Here is a 22,244-nt window from a genome sequence, read left to right on the forward strand (position 1 = left end):
AGGTCGAGACGGCACCCGCACCCGCCGAGCCGGCCGCACCAGCGACCACGCCGGCCCCGGCCGAGACGGCGCCCGCGGTCGAGACGGCGCCCGCACCCGCCGAGCCGGCCGCACCAGCGACCACGCCGGCCCCGGCCGAGACGGTGCCCGCGGTCGAGACGGCACCCGCACCCGCCGAGCCGGCCGCACCAGCGACCACGCCGGCCCCGGCCGAGACGGCGCCCGCACCCGCGGACCAGACGGCGCCCGCACCCGCCAAACCGCCCGCACCAGCGACCACGCCGGCCCCGGCCGAGACGGCCGCCGGCGCGACGGCTCGCAAGAAGCCGCTCACCACCGTCCCGCCGCCGCTCGACGAGGTCGACGAGGGCTGGGACTGATCGGCCACCGCGCGCGCGTCACGCGTCGAGATCGATCCCCCGGCGGTCGAACAGGTCGCGGTAGCCGCCGGCGTGCCACGCGAGCAGTTCCTTGGCGCGCTCGATCGCGAACGGATGGGTCCGGCCGAGCGTGAGCAGCACCTTGTACGCGCGGTTGAGATCGGAACGATCGGCGTCCTCGTAGGCGTCGATCTGTTCGAGGAACGCGTCGCGGTCCATCTGGTCGTACAAGCGCGTCGCGCCGCCGGCGAGCTTCATGAACGTGCGGATGCACGGGTCGATATCCTGGACCGCGAGCAGGCCGGCGCGATCGGCCGTCAGCTCCGCCTTGCGGTACCATTCGAGCAGCGCGTAGACGAGCCCCTGCCCCAGCAGCGAGCCGATCCCTAGGGTCGCCTGGCCGACGAGCGCCATGATCGCCGCGATGTTGCGCGCCACGATCGTGTACAGCACGTGGCCGGCCTTGATGTGGCCGAGTTCGTGCGCGATCACGAACAGCAGCTCCTCCTCGTCGAGCATGTCGACGAGCGCAGACGTCAAGACGACGAACGGGCGCGTATGGCCGTACGTCCACGCATTCGGGTACGGGTCGACCGTCACGTACAGCTCCGGCTCGTCCACGCCGAGAATCTTGCACGCCCACGACAGTTGGCGGTGCATGCGACCGAACATGCGCTCGGTCACGCGCACGTTGCTCGCGACATTGTCGAGATAAAACAGGCGCTCGAGCCCGTATTCCATGATCTTGGCCACCGCCTTGTCGAGGCCGGGCACCTTCTTGAGCGCCTCGGTGGCCGCTGCGTCGGCCGGGTGTTGGAACTCGTCGGCGCGAAGGTCGCGCAGAGGGTGCAAGCGCCTGCGTCGCGTGTCGGCCATGGGCGGGAGTGTAAGGAAACCGGTGCCGGCAAGCCACGCCCGCGTGCCGCGGACACGCGCCGCCCGCGCCGGTTGCCGCGCGCCGCAGGCAACCGGCGCCGCCCGCGCCGCTTCCAACGGGCATGCAGCGAATCGTGACGGCCTGGGTCGTGTTGGGGCTTGCGCTCGGCGGATGCGCGCGCGACGTCCGCGTGCGGCTTCCGCCCGACGAGGGCGAACCGACCGGCAGCGTGACGGTGGTGTTCACGCGCGCCGTGCGAGACTTGATGGTGTCCGTCAACGGCGTGCTGGTGGCGGATCGCGCGCACACCGCGCGCGTGCGCGTGACCGGCGTGCCGGCCGGCGACGCGGACGTGGTCGTCGCCGCCGGCGCGGGCGAGCAGCGGGTCGAGCGCCACATGCGCGTCGCGGTCGCCGCCGGCCGCGACACGGCGATTCCGCTCGCCGCGCCCGATCCGTCCGTGAGCCGTACGTTCGTGCTCACGGCGCTGTCGGCGGTCGCCTACGTGCTCGTGCGCGCGGTGACGTTCGCGCTGCCGTAGCGGCCGGGCGCGTTTTCCGCCGGGCGCGGCGCGCGGGCTGGTAGAGTTTCGGCGATGATCGGGCACATCCATCGCATCGCCGCCGCTCTTGCGATCGGAGTCGTCGCCGGCGCGGCCCCGGCCGCCGCGGGCGAACTGCGCATCGCGACCCTCGCCCCCGAGGGCTCCCTGTGGATGAAACAGCTGGAGAAGGCGGCCGAGAAGATCGCCGAGGCGACCGACGGGCGGGTCGTCCTGAAGTACTACGGCGGCGGCAGCCAGGGCGACGAGCGCGACGTGATCCGCAAAATGCGGATCGGCCAGCTCGACGGCGCCGCACTCACGTCGGTGGGGTTGTCGATGATCTACCCCGGCATCCGCGTACTGCAACTCCCGCACTTCTTCGCGGACACCGACGAACTCGACTACGTGCGCAAGAAGATGTGGCCCTATTTCCAGAAAAAGTTCCGCGAGCAAGGGTTCGAACTGCTCACGCCCGGCGACGTCGGCTGGATTTACCTGTTTTCGACCCGGCCGATCCGCAGCCGCAAGGACCTGGAGCGCGCGAAGTTGTGGGTGTGGCAGGGGGACCCGCTGGCGTCGCAGCTCACCGACAAACTCGGCTTCAACGGCGTGCCGCTCGCGGTGCCGGAGGTGTTGCCGGCGCTCGCGTCCGGTCGGATCGACGCGTGCTTCGGCTCGCCGCTCGCCGCGGTCGCGCTGCAGTGGCACACACAAGTGCGCTACATGACGTCGCTGCGCGTGGTCTACGGCATCGGCGGCATGGTGATGCGCAGCGCGAGCTGGCAGGCGATGTCGCCGGCGGACCGCGCAGTGCAGCAGGCGATCGGCCGCAAGTTGACGCGCAAGACCATCGAGCGCGTGCGGCGCGACAACGATCGGGCGCTGCGCGCGCTCCAGCGCGAAGGCATGCAGATCGTCCAGACTCCGCCCGAGATGGTCGCCGAGTTCGAGCGCACCGCGGAGAAGCTGTGGCACGCGGGCGTCGGCGCCACCTACACCCGCGAGGAGCTGGACATGGCGCTGCGCTACCGCGCCGAGTACCGCAAGGCCAAGGGCCGGTAACGCGCGGCGCGCCCTCGCATCGACGCCATGAGCGAGTTGCAAACCGCGCGGGTGCGACTGGCATCGCTGGCGCTCGGCGCGCTCGCCTGCGGCGGCGAGGCCGGCCCGCCGCCACCGGACGTGGTCGCGGTCGGGCCGGTGTCGATCGAGACCGATCCGCTGTGTCTGCGCGCGGCGGGCGGCACGGCGGCGTTCGAAGTGTGCGGCTTCGTCGAGGTCGGGCGCGTGGAGGCGGTCGACCCCGGCCGTTACTACGATCCGCGCGGCGACGACGCGGTGACCTGGCACGCGGCGGCGCGCGCGGTGGCGTGGGACCCGGCGACCGGCGCGCTCACCCTCGACAACGGCGCGACCCTCACCGTCACCGACGGTCCCGCCCCCGACACCGCCACGTTGGCCGTCGACGTGGCCGGCGACGCCGACGGCGCGGCGCTCGTGCGTCTCGCGTGGCCGCTCGCCGCCGGAGAGCCGATCTACGGGTTCGGCGAGAACTTCGCGTCCGCCGACGCGGCCGGCAGCGTCCGCGAAATGCAGTTTCGCGTCGACCTCGACTCGGAGTCCTCGCTCAACGAGGTGCACGTGCCGGTGCCGCTCGCGCTGTGGCCGGCGCGCGGCGCGGGCGTGTTCGTCGAAGACGCGCGGCCCGGCGCGTTCGACGTCGGCGCGGCGCGGGCCGACCGCGTGCTCGCGACCGTAGCGCGCACCGAGCCCGGCCCCGTACGCGCGCACGTGTTCGTCGCCGGCGAACCGCTCGACCTGTGCCGGCGGTACGCCGCGCTCACGGCCCTGCCCGCCGTGCCGCCCAAGTGGGCGTTCGCACCGCAGCAGTGGCGCAACGAGCACGACAGCAGCGACCAGGTGCGCGAGGACGCCCAGGCGATGCGCGCCCTCGACATCCCGGGCAGCGCGATCTGGATCGATAACCCGTGGCAGACCGGCTACAACACGTTCGAGTTCGACGAGACGCGCTTCTCCGAGCCGGCCGCGCTCGTCGCCGATCTGCGCGCGCTCGGCTATCGCGTCGTGGTCTGGTCGACGCCGTACGTCAACCGCGGCGGCCCGACCGCCGCCGACTTCGCCGACGCGGCCGAACGCGGCTACCTCGTCACCGACGGCGCCGCGCCGGTCGTGTTCCCGTGGCAAGACGGGCCGGGCGCACTGGTCGACTTCACCGCGGACGGCGCCACGCAGTGGTGGCGCGAGCGCATCGCGCGCGCGACCGCGCTGGGCGTCTCCGGCTTCAAGCTGGACTTCGGCGAGGACCTGGTGCCCGAACTCGGCGGCCGCCTCACGCCGTTTCGCCTCGCGGCCGGCACGGCGCAGACGCTGCACAACGCCTACCAGTACGGCTACCACGAGGCGTACCTCGGCGCGCTGCCGCCCGGCGACGGCTGGCTGATCACGCGGGCCGGGTCGTTCGGCGAGCAGGCGGTGAACACGACCATCTGGCCGGGCGATCTCGACAACGACTTCTCGCGCCACGGGGTCGACAACGGCGACGGACAGCGCAACGTCGGCGGCCTGCCGGCGGCCGTGGCGGCCGGCCTGTCGCTGTCGGTATCCGGGTATCCGTTCTTCGGTTCCGACATCGGCGGGTTTCGCAATGGCGAACCGACGCCCGAGGCGCTCATCCGCTGGGCCGAATACGCCGCGCTCGGCACGATCATGCAGCTCGGCGGCGGCGGCGCATCGCACAACCCGTGGGACGTCGACCGGTTCGGCCCCGACGCGCTCGCGATCTACCGCCGCTACGCCCGCCTGCACATGGACCTGGTGCCGTACCTGTACACGCTGGCGGTGCGCGCGGGGACCGACGGCACCCCGGTCGTGCGGCCGACGCGCTTCATCTACCCCGACGCGCGCAGCGACGACGCGACCTATCTCGTCGGCGACGCGCTGTTCGTCGCGCCGGTCATCGAAGAAGGCGCGACGACCCGAGTCGTCGCGTTTCCGCCGGGCAGATGGATCGATTGGTGGACCGGCGTCGCCGAGACCGAGCCGGAGCGGCAGGTTCCGGCGCCGCTGGACAGGTTGCCGCTGTGGCGTCGCGCCAATGCGTTCGTGCCGATGTTCGCACGCGCCGCCGACACGCTGGCGCCGGCGACGGACCCGGCGGTGCGGTCGTACGCCGACCCCGCCTACGGCCGCCACCTCGCCCTGTGGATCACCCCGGACGGGCCGCGCGCCGACATCGCGCTGTACGACGGCGCGACCGCCAGCGCCGAGCGCACCGGCGACGTGTACCGCTTGTCGGCCGCGGCCGGGGACGAGTTCGACACGTTCGTGTTCGCGCTCGACCTGCGCGCATCCGACCTGCGGCTGGACCCGTCCGCGGTCCTGCCCGAGGGCGACCCGGACGGTTGCGATGCGTGCTACCGCGAGCGGGATGGCGTGCTGTACGTCCGCACCGGACCGGGGACCGTCGACGTGCCGATCGCCGCGGCGACCGCGCGCCGCTGACGGGAAGGGCACCGGACGCCGTCGCCGCGGTCCGTCCGCATCGCCCGCGCTCGGTCGCGCCACGCGCGACCGCTTCGAAGATCGCGCCGCCCGCCTCGGCGGACAGCACGCCCGCCGAGGGGGTAAGGTACGTCGCCATGAGCGTGCCCACGGTGCGCGGCATCAAGCTCCGGCTCGAGATCGGCGCGGCCGAGATCCCGCTCGCGCCGCTGCGCCGCCGCGCCGCCACGGAAAACGGCGACTCCGGCCTGCGCGCCCCGCGCATCGCGCCGCCGACCGTGACCGACGAGTTCGAGCTGAGACCGATCCGCGACATCGCGCTGCGAGAGATCCTGAGCCACGCCGACGGCGGGAAGGTGCGCGTCCACCTGCCGCTCGAGCCGCGCACCGTCAAGAAGGGACCGATCGCGATCCGCATTCCCGAGGGGGCGCGCGTCGTCATCGATCTCCGGGTCGAAGGGGGCCGCATTCTGCGCGACCGGGACCACACCCGCGGCGACATCGTCCCCGATCTCGAGCTGCCGCTCGGCCTGAAGGTGCGCGGCGTCTACCTCGACGAGGCCGACGGCAGCTTGATCGCCGACATCGCGCACTTCCCGAACGTGAACCTGTCGTGGCTGAGCATCGCGCGGCTGCGCATTCCGGGCACGCTGGACGGCCTGCTCGCGCTGCTGTTTCCCGACCACGACCGCGCAGACGATGCCGGCGCCGCGGCGCGGGCGTCGACCGCGCCGCGCGACGCGGACGACGCCGCGGCGCCCGCGCTGCCGGTGCGCTTGGCCGAGCTGCGCGTCGAGGCGCGCGACGTCGTGCCGCGCGACCGCGAGCTGTCGCTCGGCCAGGCCGGCCGGATCGCGCTCGGCGCGCGCACGCGACTCGACATCGACTACAGCAAGGACGCGCTCGAGATCGGTGGCGACATCGAGATCGACGATGCCGACATCGCCGGCGCCGGGTTTTCGCTGCGCGGGCTGCGCGCGTTCGGCGCCGGCTCGGCGGCCCTCGTGCGCGACGCACGGAGGCGCGAGCTGGTCGTGGAGTTACGCTGTGACGATGCGGCAGTTGCGAGCGGTCGCATCGACCTGGTAGACGGCTCTCACCTGGAACTCGGCGAGACGACCGCGGAGAACCTTCGCATCGCGCTGTGTCGGCGTTCCGGCGCCGCGCAATTCGCGGTGGACGCCGCTCGCATCGACAGCCGCATCGCCGGCGGCGTCGTGATGACGCGCGTGGGACGCAAGACCTACCCGGTGCGCGTCGCGGACATGGAGATCGCGGGGCGCGCGCGGGTGAGCGACCGCGCGTTCGACCTCGACGTGGAGGTGCGCGGCGCGCGGATCGACGCCGAGTCCGTCGCCGTGCCGCTCGGAGTGGCGCGCATCGACGTGCGCGCGCTCGACGCCAGTGGCAGCGGCCGGTTCTGCGCCAACTCGCGCGGGGACTACGCGTTCGACGGCTCGCTGGCGGTCAACGCCGATCTCGCGGGCGGCCGCATCGTGAGCGGGCCGTTCTCCGGGCGGCTGCCCGATGAGGGCACCCGCGTGTCTCTCGCCGTCGCGCGCATCGCCGGGGGTGCCCGCGGCGTGACCGAGTTCGACGCCAGCGGCACCGCCGACGTGCGCCTCGCGTCGGGCAGCGTCCCGGTGGGCAACGGACACCGGCTGCAGTTTTCGCGCGGCGCGGCCGGCACGCTGGCGCTGCACGCGATCCGGCTGCAGTCGGGCGACGCGTGGCCGCGCATCGACGCCGGCCTCCACCTGACCGCGGCCGCCGACGCCGTGATCGTCGGCGGCGCGGTCGATCTCCCGTCCGGCGTCGGCATCATCGACGCGCCGAGCATCGCGCTCGGCGCCGACGGCACGCTCGCCGTTCACCGCGCCGTCGTCGAGGTCGCGTCGGCCGCGTCGGACGCAGACGACGCGCGCGAGCCGTCGCCGGCGACCGGCGCGTAGAGCGGCAACGTCACGGTGAACGTCGCCCCGCGGCCGGGCGCACTATCGGCGCGCACGCCGCCGCCGAGCGCCTCGGCGGCCGTCTTGACCAGCGACAGGCCGACGCCGGCGCCGCCGTACCGGCGCGACGACGTGCCGTCGACCTGGCGGAACGGTTCGAAGATGTGCGGTAGTTCGCCCGCGGGAATGCCCACACCGGTGTCGTCGACGACGATCTCCACCCACCCTGTGCCCCGGCGGCGCGCGCGCACCGTCACGCGGCCGTCGTCCGGCGTGAACTTGATCGCGTTCGACAACAGGTTGACGACCAGTTGTGCGACGAGATCGCGATCGGAGTCGATCTCCGGCAAGTCCTCGGCGATGTCGAGTTCAATCGTAAGGGGCTTGCGCCCGCACATCCACCTCGCGGCGGAGACGGTCTCCCGCAACAGCGGGGCGAGCGGAAACCGCGCACGCCTCACGTCGAGCTTTCCGCTGTCGGCGCGCGCGAGCGCCAGGAGATCGTCCACCATGCGCAATAGCTGGGTGGCGTTCGTTCGCGCTGCATCGATCGCGCGCCGTTGCTGCTCGGTGAGTTCACCATAGACGCCCGACTCGAGAATCTCGGCGACGCCGAGGACGCCGTGGATCGGCGTGCGCAGTTCATGCGTCATGTTGGTCATGAACTCGCGTTTGTGCTGTTGTGCGTCGATCAACGCCCGTGCGTGTCGTTCGAGTTTACGCTCGCGCTCGCGCAGTACGCGCAGCACCGCCGCGAGGTAGTAGGTGAGGCCGGCGAGCAGGCCGAAGCGGACCGCGAAGTCGACGGCCACGTACGCACCGGTGACGCCGCCCGTGTAGTCTACCGGCGCGGGCCGCGCCGGCAGAACGCCGGCGTAGACCAGCAGGGACATCCCCCCGTAACACGCGACCGCCAGCGCGGACGTGAGCACGGTGATCCCGCGGTTGGACAACATCGCGACGACCGCGATCTCGATCACGTAGGCGGCAAATAGCGGGCTCGTCTGCGCCCCCGTGAGGTAGATCGCGCCGGTGATGACGACCAGATCGGCGACGAGGTTCAACCCCTGCGCCTCGAGCACCAACACGCGGCGGCGAAGCGACCACCACGCGAGCGTATTCGTCGCCAGTTTCGCGACGATCAGACCATAGTAGGTCCAACTCCAGGCGATGAGCCGCTGCCAGTGCGCGATCAGCGCGAGCGCGGTGAACGCGACCGCGACCGCGTAGCCGGACCAGATGCCCACTTGGAGCTTGCGCCGGTTGGCCTCCGACGCCATCTCCTGAATGAAGGCCGGATAGGTCACGGTGTCGCGCGGCGAGCGGTGCCCGCGAACGTCAGGCCGGGCCGACGAGTTCGGTCACGCGCTCGAGGACCGTGGCGAGCGCGAACGGCTTGCGCAGGTAGCCTTCCGCCAGTCGGTCGGCGCGGGCGGCCGCCTCCGCATACACTTCGCGGCCGACGGCGCTCATCAACAAAATCGGAGTGTCCGCTTCGGCGCGCAGATCGAAACACAGGTCGAAGCCGTTTTTGCGCGGCAGCAGTACGTCCACGAGGACCAGATCGGGCCGGTGCTCGCGAAACAGCTGAATGCCCTCGACGCCGTCGCGAGCGATCCGCGTGTCGTAGCCGTGCGCCGCCAGATAGTCGTTGATGATCGTCGCGTTGGTCTCGTCGTCTTCGACGATGAGGATGCGTTTGGCCACCAATCTTCCATTGTAGGCCCGTTCGCCGTCACGGTGGCACGAAACCGACCGCGCACATGTCGGGATCTGTCGCACCGCCTCGCGGCCGCCTCGCTGCCCGAGCGGCGACGGTGTCGCGGGCGCTCGGCGCCGGATCGCTCCCGACCCGGATGCGCGCATTCGCCAGGGTTTGCCCGATAGCGCCCCGCGTGCGCGCGTCCTACAGTGAATTCGACCGGGACACCAACCGGAAGCAGGGCCGCGGCGCCAGCCTGCCCCCCGATTCGGCGGCGCCGCGGCCCCTCTTTTTCGGCGGCGCGCCGGTCGCCGGCGGGGTCGCCGGTGCGCGCCGGACGCGTTGCCGTGCGGCGCGGCGGCGCACCGTTTCGGTGATAGCGTAATCGACATGCAGATCACCATCGACAGTCGCGCGCGTGCCCTCGCCGCCGCGCTAGTCGCGCTGCTCGCGCCGTGCGGCTGCGGCGACGGCGATGCGGCGGCGCCGGACGCCGGGCCATCCTGCGATCTGTCGCTCGACTTCGAGCGGGGCGACGACGGCCACCCCGATCCACTCGGCGCTGGCCCCGGCGAGGCGCGCGCGGGACGGTTGCGCGCCGATCAGTTGCCTCCGTCGCCCACCGGCCTCGCCATGTGGTCGCCCGGCGACTTCGTGCTCGCCAACGACCGCGTTGCGCTGGTCATCGAGGACGTCGGGCCGTCCGACGGCTACGACCCGTGGGGCGGGCGGCCGGTCGGCGCCGCCCGCGTCGCCGGCGGCGCGCTCGTCGATCCGATGGAGTTCGGCGAGTTCTTCGTGCTCACCAACCGCGACGCGGTGGTCACCCAGTCGGTGTCCGTCGTCGCCGACGGCTCCGACGGCGGCCCGGCGGTCGTGCGCGTCGACGGGTTCTTGTCGCCGCTGCCGTTTTTCGAGTGGATCGTCGGCGGGCTGTTTCGCGACACCTACCCCGACGTGCGAACCGCCATCGAGTACGTCCTCGAGCCCGACTCCGACACGGTCGACATCTACGTGGTCCACCGCTCGCCGCGCCAGGTGCCCGCCGAGGTCCACACGATCCTGCACGGCTTCATGTACGCCGCGCGCACTCCGGCGTTTTCACCCGGGGTGGGGTTCGACACCGACGGCGAGCCGGCCGACTACCTCGCCTTCATCGACGACGACGCGACGAGCTTCGCCTACTGGCGCGCCGACGGCGCGCTGCGTCCCGGCGTGAGCCAGTCGGGCTTCACGTCGAAGTTCTCGGCGGGGTTCACCATCGAGCCGTGCGCCGAGACCCGCCGCCACCACGCGCGCGTGACCATCGGCGGCCCGGGCGTCGACGGCATCGTCGCTGCCATGGCGCGCGCCACCGGCGCCGCCGTGCGCGAACTGTCCGGCACGGTGCGCGAGGCGGACGGCGCGCCCGCGGCCGGCGTGCGCGTGCACGCCGAGTCCGCCGCCGGCGACTACCTCACCCGCGCGCGCACCGGCGCGGACGGGCGCTACACGCTGCACGTCCCGGTCGACGCGGCCGTGCAACTCACTGCCTACCGGCGAGGCGACGAGGTCGTCGGTCCCGTGGCGGTCGCCGCCGGCGAGCCGGGGCCCGACCTCACGCTCGCTCCGGCGGGATGGGTACACGTGGAGGCGGTCGATGCGGACACGGGCGAGGCGCTGCCCGCGCGCATTCAGTTGTTGCCGGTCGACCGCGACGTACCGTCGGTGCCGGCGCGGTTCGGCGAGCCGATGCCGGGGCCCGGGCGGCTGCACGTCGAGTTCCCGATCGACGGTGTCGCGGTATTGCGCGCGCCCGTGGGCGCATGGGACGTCGTCGTGTCGCGCGGCTACGAGTACGAGATCGTGCGCCAACGCGTCACCGTCGACGCCGGCGCGACGGTCGAGGTGACGGCGCCGCTGGCGCACGTCGTCGACACGACCGGCGTGATGTGCGCCGACTTCCACATCCACACCCACCGGTCGGCGGACTCGGGAGACGACGCGCGTATGAAGGTGCGCAGTGCCATCGCGGACGGGCTCGAACTGCCGGTGCGCTCCGACCACGAGTACGCGCAGGGGTTCCAGCCGGAGATCGAAGACCTCGGCGTCGAACGGTGGGCGTATGGCGTGCCGTCGGTCGAACTCACGACGATGGAGTTTTACGGGCACTTCGGCGTGTTGCCGGCGATGCCCGATCCGACCGATGTCAACGGCGGCGCGCCCCGCTGGCAGCGCTACCCGACGGCCGAGGCGCCCGACACGCCGTTCGAGTCGCTGATGCCCAAGGAACTGTTCGCGCAGGTGCGGGCGCGGCCAGAAGCGCCGGTCATCATCATCAACCACCCGCGCGGCGGCGCGAACTACTTCGACTTCGTCGACTACGACCCGACCACGGGGATGGTCGGCTTCCCGGAGTTCTGGGACGAGGAGTTCGTGCTCGTCGAGGTGTTCAACGACGCGTCGTGGACGCAGCGGCTCGACCGCGAGGTGCGCGACTGGCTCGGCCTGCTCGACTCCGGCCGGCGCGTGTTCGCGGTCGGGTCGTCGGACTCGCACGGCGTGAGCCGGTCGCCCGTCGGCTATCCGCGGACGTGCCTGCGGCTCGGCACCGACGATCCGCGCGAACTCGACTGGGAGATCGTTCGCGACACGACCGCCGCCGGCGCCGCGACGATCAGCGGCGGGATCTACGTCGACGCGGCGGTCGGCTCGGTCGGTCCGGGCGGAGACGCCGACGGGCTCGGCGAGCGCGCCGACGTCCACGTCCGCGTGCAGGCCGCGAGCTGGGTGGACGTGGACGCCGTCGACGTCGTCGTGGACGGGGCCATCGTTGCGACGCTGCCGATCGCGCCCGCCGATGCCGACCCGGACAACCCCGCGGTCCGCTTCGAGCGCGACGTGTCGGTCGACGTGGCGCCCGGCGGCAGCTACGTAATCGTCGCGGCCTACGGCGACGCGCCGCTCGAGCCCGTGCATCCCGGCCGGCTGCCGTTCGGCGTCACCAACCCGATCTTCCTGCACCGCTGATCGGCGCGCCGCGGGTCGGTCGCGCCGCCGGGATGCCGGGCTCGGCCGCGAGCGATCAGAAGGTCGCCCGCGCCTGCGCGTAGCCGTACGTCTCGGCGTTGCCGCCGCCGGTGTCGTCGACGAACCCGCCGGGGACGAACTCGGACAGGCCGAACAGCAGCGCCAGGTGGGGCATCGGCGTCCACACGGCGGTCACGTCGATCTCGTCGCCGAGGTGAGACGACGCGTCGGCATTGCCGGCCCGCACGAGCGCGCCGCCGGCGTTGAACCAGCCGCCGGCGGGGTCGGCCAACCGGAGGTGGTGATAGTCGAGCTTGAGCTTGAGGCCGTCGACCGGCGCCGCGCCGACGCTGGCGCGCACGCTCAGGTGATTCGACCACGACGCCAGGTCCGCGTAGCCGTAGTGGAGGTGGTTGGTCGGAAGCAGGGTCTGGAACGTGCCGGCGTCGCCGTCGGTCGGGTCGCTGTCGCCCGAGCCGTACGCGACGCCGCCGCCGACCGTCAGCTTGGCGGGCAGGCTCGCGAACGTGTAGTCGGCCGCGGCGACGGCGCCGAACGCCATGAGGTCGTCGCCGCGCAACCTGCCGAGCTGCACGGCCGCCTCGACACTGGCGACCAGGTCGGCGCGCCGGACCGCCGCGCGCGCCCCCGCCGTCGTGAACCCGGTCGTGCCGGTGTCCATCTCGCCCATCGCCTCGAGCGAGTCGTCCCAGTAGATGGCGTACGCCTCGACCGCGCCGTCGGGGATCCAGTCGGTCGCGCCCGCGTACACGCCCGCCACGTGATGGTCCTGCTCGTCGGCGAGCGTCTCGCGCACGCGCACGCCGAACACGTCGGCGAAGTAGCCGGCCGGCTTCAGCGACAGGCGAGCGCCGTCGTAGGTGCGCCCCTGATCGAACCACTCGAGGTGACCGATGATCCGCTGGTCGCCGTACGCCAGCACGAACCGTCCGAGTTCGAGGGTGAGCGGGTGGCCGCCTGGATTGCGGACGACGATCGTCCCGCGCTTGAGGTCGACGCCCTCGGTGTCGGCGACCGTCGAGCCCTCCTCTCCGAGGATCCGCACGTCCTGCAGTTCGATCACGACGGCGAGGTTCGGGTGTACGTCCGCGTCGATGCGCGCGCGAGACCGCATGTGGGCGTACTCGAGGTTGTTTTCGCCGCTCGGGTCGGCGGGGGAGTAGAGGTTGCGCAGCACCTCTTCGCGGATGCGGACTTCGCCGGACACGGCGACCTGCGGCGCGGGCGCGTCATCGGCGCGGGCCGGCGCGGCCGCCAACGCGGACAGCGCAACGAGCGGAAGCGGAGTGAAGATACGGTGCATGGGTCCTCCTGATGTGAGCGGCAACTGCGAAAGGTTTGCGTAGGTCATGCGTGCGCGCGCAAGAACGTCGCGAACAACGCGACGAACGCGGCGAGTTCCGCGCACTCGCGCACGGCGACGCGATAGATGGAGATGCGGCCGCCGGGCACCGCCGTGCGCGCGGCCGCGTGGACGATCCTCGGCACGAACGCGAGGGCGACCGGCGGGCGCACGGTCGCGGCGGCGACCAGCGCCGCGGCGACCAGCGCGGTGAGCGCCGCCGCCGCCATCGCGCGCGCCGTCCGCGGCGCTCGCTCGCGCGACCGCGCGGTGACCAACAGGGCCGCCGCGGCGCCGTAGGCGGCCAGCGACGCGCCCGCGGCGGCGGCGACTGGACCCGGCGCACCCCCGGCGGCGGCCGCCAGGCCCGCGCTCGCGCCGATCGCCGTCATTCCCGCAAGTTCTACGACGAACGCGCGGTGTGCGCGCCGCCGGCGCGCAACCGCTCCGGCCGCCGGGATGGCCGCGGCGGCCGCGGCGACCACCGCCGCGAGCGCCGGGTGCGCCGCCGCGACCGCGGCGATGGCCGCCACGGCCACCGCGACGTACACGACGCTCGCGCGCGCGTCCCACGGCCGGGGCGCCAGCGACGCCGCGCGCCGCTCGACCGGGCCGCGCGCAAAAAACGCCGCCGCGAATGCGGCCGACGCGACGAGCGCGCGCCCGGGCGCGGGCGCGAAGGCCGCGGCCAGCGCGGTCGCGCCCGCGAGCAGCACGAGCGCCCCGTGTTCCTGTGGAACGCTCAGGCGCCGGCGTCGTGCGCGCGTGGTCACGCGCCGCGTCATTATCAAACCGCGTACCAAGTTTTTCGCGGTCGGCGTCCGCCGCCGGCGCGCGCTGCAGTATCCTGCAATGCGGGGATGCGGGCGGGTGCGACAGCCGCGTGAAACTTCGCGCACCGTCGTCCGTTTGACACGGGACGCGGAGTCGACATGGAACGAACGCTCTGGTTAGTCGTGGGCGCGGCGGTCGTGACGGCCGCCGCATGTGATGCCGCGGGCGCGGCGGCGGTCGGCGAGACCTCGGCGGTGTCCGGCGACGTCGTGGTCGACATCGTCGCGCCCGCTCCCGTCGCGCCCCCGAAGGCGGCCGGCGACGATGGCAACTGCGCCAGCGGGTGCTCGCTCAAGAACCACCCCGTCCCCCCGTTTACGCCGGAACAGTTCGCCGACGCGCTGGCCGCCTACCAACGCCAGCCGGTCGCGGCCGACGGCGACGCGCTCGACACCTTGCTGTTCTACGGGCGGCGCACGCGCGAGTTGATCGACCTTTTCGGCACCGATCCGCTCGACGATGCGCACCGCACCTGGTTGCTGCGCGAACTGTCGAGGACGCACGCGCGCGTGTCGATCCGGGTGATCGACGAGCACGGCGCGGTGCGCGCGCTCGTCGACGGCCAGCGCGTGCCGATCGGCATCAAGCAGCACCTGCACGCGCAGGTCAAGGATCTGCAGCCGCTCGAGTTCAACGGCACGGTGATGCGCGTCGGGCTCAACACCGTGTGGTCCCGCTATTGAGTCGAGGGGCGCCACTTCGTGGCCGGGCCGTGGTTCACGGTCCTCGACAGCGGGTCGGACTGGCAGTCGCTCGACACGATCACGCTCAGCAACGGCGCGTCCACGGCCGTCGGCCGCGTCGACGTACGAGTTCGCTTGGAGGATGCATATGAAACGGTGGAGTAATCGGATCGCGGCCGTGGTCGCCATCGGCCTCACCAGCGGCGTCGCCGCGCCCGCCCTCGCCGATCCGTGCGGGATGGTGCCGCCCATCACGATGATCGAGGGCGACCCGATCGTGCGCGTCGGCGCGCAGAAGACCTACGTCGCCTATTACAAGGGCATCGAGACGGTCGTGCTGCGGCCCGGCTTCGAGGGCAAGGTCGACGAGTTCGGCATGCTGATCCCGTTTCCGTCCGTGCCCGCGATCCGCAAGGTCGACGACAACATCTTCCCGCACATCGCCGCAGCGATCGATCCGCCCGAGGTGCTGGCCTACGTGCAAAACGCGGTGCGACGGAGGGGGCGCGTACCGATGCGGGCGCCGATGGCCGCGACGGGAGGGGCGGCCGGCGCCGAAGCGCCGCTTCGGTACGACGAGGTCCGGGTCGTCAAACAGGAGGCGGTCGGCATGTACGAGGTCGCGGTGCTCGAAGCCGGCAGCGCGGCGGCGCTCAACAAGTGGATGGATCAACACCAATTCCGCTATCCGGAGGGGATGGACGACGTCGTCAACGACTACGTCGCGGACCGCTGGGTGTTCGTGGCGGTCAAGACCAAGGTCGGCCAGAAGGCGGGCGTGAACCCGCGGCCCGGCATGAAGGCGGCCAACGCGAAGCTGCCGGCCGGCGCGACCTTCAGCGGCCACGTCCAGGCGATGGGCTTCCGGTTCCGCAGCGACGAGCTGGTCGTGCCGATGCGGCTGTCGGCGTTCAACAAGGGCAAGTTGCACAACGTGGTGTACGTCCTCACGGACGATCCCGTGGCCATTCGCCGCATTCCGAAGCGGTTCGTGCGCCGGCAGCTGTCGGGCGCGGAACTGTACCGAAACCTCACCGGTCCGCTGCCGCTGCGCGTCATCGGTGGGACCTACCGGCAGCTCACGCCGTGGCAGAAGCAGAACCTCGTCAAGCAACGCGACCCGGAGCCGCACAACGGCCTGGCCAAGGATTTGATCGCGTCGGACCTGCTCGCGATCACCTCGGGCACCCTGTCCAACCCGTTCGAGGAACAGGAGAAGGAACTGCTGGCGATCGGCGAACGTCTGGGCCTGCGCGGCGCCGAAATCGACGCGCTGCACGCACAAGTGCTCGCCAAGGCCAAGGAACGCGCAGTGCGCAAGGCGCTCCGCCGGGTCAAGGCGCTCACGATGACCGTGATCGACGGCGAGTTCGACCGCGACGTGCTCGCGCGCGACAATCTGCGCTTCGCCACCTACCGCGTGCCCGCTCGGCGCAACAAGCCGGAGGCGTACGACGCCCGCCACATGGGCCCGCGGCCCCGGCGAGGCGGCCGCGTGTACCGCGGCAAGGGGGCCAGCATCGAGCGCCAGGAGTTGCTGGAGCGCCAGCGGCTGGACCGGCGCCACCGCATCGACGACTGGTTCCGCCGCCTCGGTTTCGGCATGGTCGTGGTGTTCGCGGGAATCGCGTTCGCGTGCCGCCGGCGCGGAGCGGTTCGCTGGCTCGTACCGCTCGCGCTGATCGCGGGTGCCGGCGGCATCGCTGCGGCGACGCCCGGACGCGCGACCACCGCTCAATTGATCGAGCAACTTTCCGATCGCGACCACGCGGAGGCGGCGGTCGCAGAGCTGGCGCGCCGCGGAGCCGACGCGATCGACCCGCTGCTCGACGCGATCGCCGACGCGGACGAGGAGACGGCGGTCGGCTGGGCGATCGTGGCTCTGTCCGAGATCGGCGACCCGCGCGTCGACGCGGAGCTCGACAAGATCCACGCGAGCAGCGCGTACTCGATGCTCGTGCGCACGTGGGCTGCGGCAGCGCGCATCGCGCGCGCCGACACGCTCGATGCGCTCGCCGCGGTGGCTCCGCTCGCGCAGACGTTCCCCGCCGTGCAGCGGCCGCTCGGTCTGCGAGCCGCCGCGCTCGTGGGCGACGGCCGTCGCGTGCGAGACCTCGACAAACTGCTGGCGCTCGCGCAGACGCCGGCGCTGCGCCAGGCGCTGGCCCCCGCCGTGTCGGCGGTCGGCGCGCCGAGGCTGGTGCGCGCGATGCTCCGGGCGCGGGACATGCGCACCCGCCAGCTCGCGGCCGCGTACGTGCCGGCGGCCCGCGGCAACCCGGCGGCGGCAGTACGGCGCGCGCTGCGGTTTTCGCCGCGCGCGCGGGACGTGCCGTGGCGGGGCGGGCCCCTGTACGTCCCGGCGCTGCAGTGGTCGAAGGACGACGCCGCCGCCGTGGTCGAGGCGCTGCTGCGCTGGCACCTGTGGGCCGACCTCCACGGTCGCCCCGACGAGCAGACCAAGATCGACAACGCGTTGCGCGTGTGGCCGCTTCGCTCGGCCGCCGGCTACGGCCAGCCCCGCGGCGGCAAGGTGTCCACGGAGCAGTGGTTGCTCGCGTGGGGGCGCGCGGCCGGCCGGGACCGGGTGCGCGCCATCCTGGCCGAACAGGGCGTCGCGCGCCAGCCGCGGTGGCGTCGCGTGCTGACCGTCTTGCGGTAGACCGCCGGCGCGCCGGCGCCGCCCCGGAGGGCGCCGCATGGCGTGCGCCGGCGTGCGTCCGGCCCCGCCGCCTACGAACCGGGCGTGCACCGCATCGCCGGCTCGGCTGCTGGCCAACCGGCGCCGCTTCGGTCTAGCCTGTGCGGCGCCATGACCACGACCGACACGCCTCACGAGACCGTCTGTGTGACCGGCGCCAGCGGCTTCATCGGGACGCACGTCGTGCGCACGCTGCTCGAACGAGGCCATCGGGTGCGGGCGACCGTCCGCGACCCGGCCGACGACGCCAAGACCGCGCATCTGCGCGCGTTGCCTGGCGCGGACGAGCGACTCGAGCTGCGCGGCGCCGACCTGCTCGTGCCGGGCAGCTTCGACGACGCCATTGCCGGCTGCGCCTCGGTGTTTCACGTGGCGACCGCGGTGTTCCTCCACGCGCGCGACCCGCAGCGCGACATCATCGACCCGGCCGTCAAGGGAACGGAAAACGTACTCCGCGCGATCGAGCGCGCGGGCACCGTCAAGCGCGTCGGGCTCACGTCGTCGATCGCGGCGATCCAGTCGACTGAGCGCCGGCCGGGACACGTGTACACCGAAGCCGACTGGAACGAGGACGCCACGGTCAAGACGAACCCCTACGGACTCGGCAAGACGATCGCGGAGAAGACGGCCTGGGCCGCGTCCGAGCGCCTCGGGTTTCCGCTCATGGTGGTCAACCCGGTGCTCGTGCTCGGACCGGTGTACGCGCGCGTCCACATGCGGTCGAGCCCGTCGGCGCTCAAATCGATCGTGTCCGGCCAGTATCCGGGCTGCCCCAAGCTGTCGTTCGGCATCGTCGACGTGCGCGACGTGGCCGAAGCGCTCGTCCGCGGCGTCGAGCGCGGCGTGTCCGGCCGGTTCATTTTGCACGCCGAGTCGCTGTGGATGCGCGACATCGCGCTGCGGCTCGCACCGCGGTACCCGCAACTGCGGATCCGGACGTGGCCGCTGCCGAACGCGGTCATGTACCTGGCGCCCCTGTTCGAGAAGCGCGTGTCGCTGGACTACTTGCGGCGCAACCTCGGGCGCATGGACCGCATCGACAACAGCAAGGTCCAGCGGGAACTCGGGCTCGCGTTGCGGCCCGTCGACCAGACGCTGTTCGATACGGTGGACTCGTTCCTCGCGCACGGCTTCGTGCGGCCCAGACGCTGATGTCGCGCGGCGACCCCAACCTCAACCCGCGGACCGAGCCCGTCCTCGACTTTCCCGACCGCGACCTCGGCGACCTCGCGCCGGCCGATTACGCCGAGTTGGGGTTCATGGCCGGCCTCGAGGTACATCAGCAACTTCTTACTACCAGCAAGCTGTTTTGCCGCTGTCCGGCCGGCGTGCGCGCCACGCGAGTAGACGCCGAGGTGCTGCGCCACATGCGACCGACCCTCAGCGAACTCGGCGAGTACGACGGCACTGCGCTGATGGAGTTCAAGACCCGCAAGGACATCGTCTATCTGCTCGAGCGCGGGTCCGTCTGCACCTACGAGATCGACGACACGCCGCCGTTCGAGATCGACCGCGAAGCCGTTCACATCGCGCTGCGCATCGCGCGGCTGTTCGGACTCAATCTCGTGTCGGAACTGCACGTCATGCGCAAGCAATACCTGGACGGATCGATTCCCACCGGGTTCCAGCGCACCGCGATGGTCGGTCTCGCCGGCGAGATCCCGTTTCGCGACAGCGAATTGGGTCGCGATCGGGTTCTGCGGATCCGCCAGATGTCGCTCGAAGAGGATTCGTGTCGCGAGGTATCGGACGTCGGCCACCGCATCGTGTTCCGCACCGACCGGCTCGGGATGCCGCTCATCGAGACGGTGACCGAGCCGGAGCTGCTCACGCCGAACGACGTGCGCGCCGGCGGCGAATTGCTCGCGCAGGTCGCGCGGTCGACCGGCCACGTCCGCCGCGGGCCCGGCGCGGCGCGCCAGGACGTCAACGTGTCGGTCGCCGGCGGCCGCCGCGTCGAGATCAAGGGCGTGCCGTCGCTGCGCCTCGTGCCCAAGCTGGTCCACATCGAGGCGTATCGGCAGCTCAATTTGCTGCGCGTCCGGGAAGCGCTGCGCGAGCGGGGCGTGACGCGCGACCACTTCGCGCTGCCCGACACGGGCGCCCCGTGGGACGTGTCGCCGCTGGTCGTCGACGCGCGGTCCGTCGCGCGCAAGTCGTCGTACGTGCCGGTGCGCGAGGCGGTGAGCGCCGGCGATACGGTGGCTGCCGTGCGACTGCCCGGGTTCCGGAGGTTGCTCGTGCATCGAACACAGCCCGGCGTCACGTTCGCCAGCGAGCTGGCCGATCGCGTGCGCGTCATCGCGTGTCTCGTCGGTCGCCCGTTCATGATCCACTCGGACGTCGTCGACTACGGCGTCGAGGGACCGGTGTGGCAGCAGCTGCGCGGCGCGACCGGCGCTGACGGCGACGACGCCCTCGTGCTGGTGTGGGGCCCCGAGCGCGACGTCGCGACCGCCGCGCGCGAGATCCTCGCGCGCGCTGCCGAGGCGGTCGACGGCGTGCCGGCCGAGACGCGCCAGGCGTTCGGCGACGGCACCACCGGGTTCGAGCGCATCCTGCCCGGACCGGATCGCATGTATCCCGACACCGATACGCCGCCGCTGCCGATTCCCGACGCGTGGGTCGATGCGGCGGCGGCGAACCCGCCGGAGCTGCCGTGGGAGCGCCGCGCGCGCTACGAGGCGCTCGGCCTCGACGGTCGCACCGCTCGACGGCTCGCGGCGGCCGACTGGGCCGGCCTGTTCGACGCGATCGCGCCACCGGCCGGCGTGCCCGCGCGCCGCGTCGCCGCCGCGTTCGCCGCGCGGCTGCCCGCCCACGTGCGAGCGGGCGGCGCGCTGCCGGCCGCCGACCGCGTGCGGCCACTCGTCCCGCTGGCGCGGCGCGCCGGCGGCGCCGAAGCGTTCGATCGCGCACTCGCGGCCGTGCTCGCGGGGGCCGAGCCGGGCGAGGTCGTCGCTCGGTTGGCGCCTGCGCCCGACACGGAGGTCGACCGGGCGATCGCGGATGCGGTCGCCGCGAGCGAGCGCGCGCGGTCGTCCGACCCGGAGGCGGTGTTGCGCTTCGCCATGGGTCACGCGATGGCGCCGCTGCGCGGGCGCGTCGACCCACGAGTCGTGCGGGCGCGTCTCGTCGAACAATTGGGGATGCGATCATGACGGACACCGACGACTACAAGGGCTACCGCCCACCGCTCATCGACGTGATGAAGCGCTTCGGCGTGCGCGTGTGGTGCGAGGTCGAGGCGCGCACCACGCGCGGCGACTTCGCCGGCCTCGTACTGCCCCGGTCCGAGACGTCCGACGCGCACCACCTCGTGCTCAAGCTCAGCAGCGGCTACAACATCGGCATCCGCTGCGACACGATCCGCGAGCTCGTCGTCGTCGGCTACCGCAAGGCAAACTACAAGATTCCCGAGAAAGAGTTTCCCGTCGATCCGGCCAAGCCGCGCGTCAAGCTGTTCGGCACCGGCGGCACCATCGCGTCACGCCTCGACTACCGTACCGGCGCGGTCATCCCGGCGTTCAGCCCCGGCGAACTGTACGGCTCCGTCCCCGAACTGGCCGACATTTGCAACCTCGACACCGAGCAGCTGTTCGGCATCTTCTCCGAGAACATGGGGCCGGAACAGTATCTCGTGCTCGCCGACAAAATCGGCGAAGCGATCGCAGCCGGCTACGACGGCATCGTCGTCGGTCACGGCACGGACACCATGCACTATACGTCCGCGGCGCTGAGCTTCATGGTCCAGCAGTCGCCGATTCCGATCGTCATGGTCGGCAGCCAGCGGTCCTCCGACCGGCCGTCGTCCGACGCCGCGCTCAACCTCATCAACGGCACGTGGGCGGCCGCGCGCGGCCCGATCGCGGAAGTCATGGTGTGCATGTTCGGGCCGACGTCCGACCGCTACAACCTGCTACACCGCGGCACGCGCGTCCGCAAGATGCACAGTTCGTACCGCAGCACCTTTCGCACGATCGGCGACATCCCGCTGGCCATGGTCGAAGACGGCACGATCCGGCCGCTACAGGACGGCTGGGCGCCGCGTCGCGACGATCGCCGCGCGCGCATCGCCGCCGCGTTCGACGAGCGAGTCGCGCTACTTTACTACTACCCGAACATGCAGGCGGACGCGGTCGATGCCCTGATCGAGCGCGGCTATCGCGGGCTCGTCATCGCCGGTACGGGCCTCGGCCACGTCAACCGCAAGGTCTACCCCGCACTCGAGCGCGCGCGCGACGCCGGCGTGCCGGTGTTCATGACGTTGCAAACGCTGTGGGGCTTCGTGCAGATGCACGTCTACGAAACCGGCCGCGAGATCCTCGAACTCGGCGTCGTGCCGCTCGCGAACATGCTGCCCGAGACCGCGTACGTCAAACTCGGCTGGGCGCTCGGCGTGCACGGCGACGACATCGACGCCGTGCGCCGCACGATGACCACGCCGATCGCCGGCGACATGACGCCGCGCGAGCCGTTCGACGGCTACCTCGTGTTCCAGGGCGGCGTTCCGGAGATCCAGGAATTTCTCAGCAAGGTGCTCGTGTAGCTCCGCGCGTGCCCGCGAGTCGTTGCGCGGGAGCACGCCGGCGAGGCGACAGTCGGCGCACGCCCGCAACGCACGCCGGCTCGTTTCGACATCGGACCCGACGGGCGCGAGGACGCACGCCGGCGATC

At 72.1% G+C, this 22,244-nt stretch carries 15 protein-coding genes and 1 pseudogene; 10 read left to right on the forward strand and 6 right to left on the reverse strand.

Features of this window, described 5'->3' with window-relative positions:
• Together D6689_06440 and D6689_06445 are read right to left on the reverse strand one after the other, a co-directional pair.
• Window positions 1–162, reverse strand: a pseudogene (locus D6689_06440) (sugar ABC transporter permease).
• A 236-nt stretch (window positions 163–398) separates the two neighbouring features.
• Window positions 399–1,256, reverse strand: a complete 858-nt coding sequence (locus D6689_06445) for a M48 family peptidase (GenBank protein ID RMH42961.1) — start codon at window positions 1,254–1,256, stop codon at window positions 399–401.
• A 122-nt stretch (window positions 1,257–1,378) separates the two neighbouring features.
• Here D6689_06445 and D6689_06450 point away from each other — a divergent pair, with 122 nt between their 5' ends.
• The 4 genes from D6689_06450 to D6689_06465 all read left to right on the forward strand — a co-directional run bounded on the left by D6689_06450 (window position 1,379) and on the right by D6689_06465 (window position 7,275).
• Complete coding sequence (locus D6689_06450; GenBank protein ID RMH42962.1) at window positions 1,379–1,798, forward strand: hypothetical protein; 420 nt, start codon at window positions 1,379–1,381, stop codon at window positions 1,796–1,798.
• Window positions 1,799–1,852: 54 nt separating this feature from the next.
• Window positions 1,853–2,863 (forward strand): hypothetical protein, encoded by a 1,011-nt coding sequence (locus tag D6689_06455; protein ID RMH42963.1) that lies wholly within the window; start codon window positions 1,853–1,855, stop codon window positions 2,861–2,863.
• A gap of 51 nt (window positions 2,864–2,914) precedes the next feature.
• Entirely contained in the window at window positions 2,915–5,323 is a 2,409-nt protein-coding gene (locus D6689_06460; protein RMH42964.1) for a glycoside hydrolase family 31 protein, read from the forward strand.
• Window positions 5,324–5,460: 137 nt separating this feature from the next.
• Window positions 5,461–7,275, forward strand: a complete 1,815-nt coding sequence (locus tag D6689_06465) for a hypothetical protein (protein RMH42965.1) — start codon at window positions 5,461–5,463, stop codon at window positions 7,273–7,275.
• Here the strand turns inward: D6689_06465 and D6689_06470 are convergent.
• Both D6689_06470 and D6689_06475 read right to left on the reverse strand, forming a co-directional pair.
• Entirely contained in the window at window positions 7,194–8,555 is a 1,362-nt protein-coding gene (locus D6689_06470; protein RMH42966.1) for a sensor histidine kinase, read from the reverse strand. The genes D6689_06465 and D6689_06470 overlap by 82 nt on opposite strands.
• 58 nt (window positions 8,556–8,613) lie before the next feature.
• Window positions 8,614–9,381: a response regulator gene (locus tag D6689_06475; protein RMH42967.1), complete on the reverse strand. Its 768-nt coding sequence runs from the start codon at window positions 9,379–9,381 to the stop codon at window positions 8,614–8,616.
• Here D6689_06475 and D6689_06480 point away from each other — a divergent pair.
• The gene (locus D6689_06480) at window positions 9,368–11,986 is read left to right on the forward strand and encodes a carboxypeptidase regulatory-like domain-containing protein (GenBank protein ID RMH42968.1); all 2,619 of its coding nucleotides are present in this window, start codon (window positions 9,368–9,370) and stop codon (window positions 11,984–11,986) included. The two genes, D6689_06475 and D6689_06480, sit on opposite strands and share 14 nt — an antisense overlap.
• 55 nt (window positions 11,987–12,041) lie before the next feature.
• Here D6689_06480 and D6689_06485 read toward each other — a convergent pair whose 3' ends face one another.
• Both D6689_06485 and D6689_06490 read right to left on the reverse strand, forming a co-directional pair.
• A complete protein-coding gene (locus D6689_06485) occupies window positions 12,042–13,358 on the reverse strand; it encodes a hypothetical protein (GenBank protein RMH42969.1) in 1,317 nt (438 codons plus the stop codon).
• Window positions 13,355–14,134 carry a hypothetical protein gene (locus D6689_06490; protein RMH42970.1) on the reverse strand — a complete coding sequence of 260 codons (780 nt, stop codon included), beginning with the start codon at window positions 14,132–14,134 and terminating at the stop codon, window positions 13,355–13,357. The genes D6689_06485 and D6689_06490 overlap by 4 nt, the downstream gene beginning before the upstream one ends.
• Before the next feature lie 171 nt (window positions 14,135–14,305).
• Here D6689_06490 and D6689_06495 point away from each other — a divergent pair, with 171 nt between their 5' ends.
• The 5 genes from D6689_06495 to gatD all read left to right on the forward strand — a co-directional run bounded on the left by D6689_06495 (window position 14,306) and on the right by gatD (window position 22,116).
• Entirely contained in the window at window positions 14,306–14,866 is a 561-nt protein-coding gene (locus tag D6689_06495; GenBank protein RMH42971.1) for a hypothetical protein, read from the forward strand.
• A 142-nt stretch (window positions 14,867–15,008) separates the two neighbouring features.
• Window positions 15,009–17,528: a DUF2330 domain-containing protein gene (locus tag D6689_06500; GenBank protein RMH42972.1), complete on the forward strand. Its 2,520-nt coding sequence runs from the start codon at window positions 15,009–15,011 to the stop codon at window positions 17,526–17,528.
• 150 nt (window positions 17,529–17,678) lie between these two features.
• Entirely contained in the window at window positions 17,679–18,719 is a 1,041-nt protein-coding gene (locus D6689_06505; protein ID RMH42973.1) for an NAD-dependent epimerase/dehydratase family protein, read from the forward strand.
• Entirely contained in the window at window positions 18,719–20,728 is a 2,010-nt protein-coding gene (locus D6689_06510) for a Glu-tRNA(Gln) amidotransferase GatDE subunit E (protein ID RMH42974.1), read from the forward strand. Before D6689_06505 ends, D6689_06510 begins: the two co-directional genes overlap by 1 nt.
• The gene (gene gatD, locus D6689_06515) at window positions 20,725–22,116 is read left to right on the forward strand and encodes a Glu-tRNA(Gln) amidotransferase GatDE subunit D (GenBank protein ID RMH42975.1); all 1,392 of its coding nucleotides are present in this window, start codon (window positions 20,725–20,727) and stop codon (window positions 22,114–22,116) included. The genes D6689_06510 and gatD overlap by 4 nt, the downstream gene beginning before the upstream one ends.
• The last annotated feature ends 128 nt before the right edge of the window (window positions 22,117–22,244 follow it).

This window comes from Deltaproteobacteria bacterium (genome assembly GCA_003696105.1).
Classification (GTDB): Bacteria; Myxococcota_A; Polyangia; order Haliangiales; family J016; genus J016.